Source organism: Ulvibacter sp. 2210JD10-4, assembly GCF_058148525.1.
Genome location: NZ_JBYVJZ010000032.1, coordinates 1 through 274, shown reverse-complemented (window position 1 = coordinate 274; position 274 = coordinate 1). Strand labels below are relative to the sequence as shown.

The window sequence follows — 274 nt, the reverse complement described above, 5'->3', positions numbered from 1 at the left end:
CCTCATAGGCTTTGCTTACGGCTATGCTATGGCAAGCCCAAGAACACTAACTATCTGGGAAGCACAATTTGGAGAATTCAGTAGTGGAGCTCAAATTATGATTGATCAATATATTTCTGCCGGAGAAGATAAGTGGAAAACCCAAAATGGCCTGTTAATGCTTTTACCACATGGTGATGAAGGGCAAGGAGCAGAGCACTCTTCTGCAAGAATGGAGCGCTATCTTCAATTATGTGCTGGAGATAATATGTTTGTAGCAGATTGTACCACACCG

At 42.7% G+C, this 274-nt stretch carries 1 protein-coding gene; it reads left to right on the top strand.

From position 1 onward, the window contains the following. Positions 1 to 274, top strand: a 274-nt coding sequence (locus ACY2RT_RS15365; protein WP_490156803.1) for a hypothetical protein, incomplete at both ends; no start/stop codon positions are given.